The organism is Desulfovibrio sp. 1188_IL3213 (genome assembly GCF_036763145.1).
GTDB lineage: Bacteria > Desulfobacterota > Desulfovibrionia > Desulfovibrionales > Desulfovibrionaceae > Desulfovibrio.
Map to the genome: position 1 here is coordinate 1 of NZ_JBAIYR010000707.1, position 730 is coordinate 730.

General features: G+C 62.9%; 1 protein-coding gene. It reads right to left on the reverse strand.

Going from position 1 to position 730, the window contains the following annotated elements; all coding sequences use genetic code 11:
* Positions 1–730: triphosphoribosyl-dephospho-CoA synthase (locus tag V6C16_RS14675; protein ID WP_333543619.1), on the reverse strand; the 730-nt coding region annotated here is incomplete at both ends.

Genomic DNA, 730 nt, shown 5'->3' on the forward strand with positions numbered 1-730 from the left:
GACGCCGCCCCGCCAGAGAATGCTGCTGTCTTCCACACGGGCCGTCAGTTCCAGCAGGGTATGCACCATGGCCCTGTTCATTCCGGCATCGATATTATGCCGCCACAGGCTGCGCCAGGCAAGAAGCACACCGGGAAAGCCCTGTTCCGCTTCGCCCCGTATGCCGCGCGATCCGTACATGACATAGATCACCTCGCCGGGGCTGAGGGCGCGTTGCAGCTTTTTTTCCAGCAGCGGCCGCATGCTCCTGGGCAGGGCATGGCCCGTCTTTTCCTGGCTTTCAGCACCTGTGCCGGGGGCTTTTTTCATGAGGCCGCGCGGCAGGGCAGACAGGTCTTTTTTGCTGATGCCGGAAGCGAGGGCTGCCGCAGCGCGGCAAATCTGCGTGATGTCGTGATGAGCATCGATCTGCGGCAGGGCATGAAGTCCGGCCTTGTTTTTGCTGAGCCGTCCGAGGGCTGCGCAAAATAAACCCAGAGAAAAAATCAGCCCCTTGTGAGTGTTCACGCCTCCTGTCGCCGCAAACATGGCCTGTTCGGCCCGCAGACCCAGCGAGCGCAGCCGGGGAAAGACCATGTGGGGCGCAAGGCCGCTTGTGGCAAGACCCTCGGCGTGGGCCTGGGAAAAATAGCCTCTCAGGGCAAGCGCGCTGCGCACAAAGGTGGTGTAATCCATGTCGCTGTGCGCGCCCCTGCTGTTGCGGCATACGAGGCCGGGCTTCGGCCCGGCG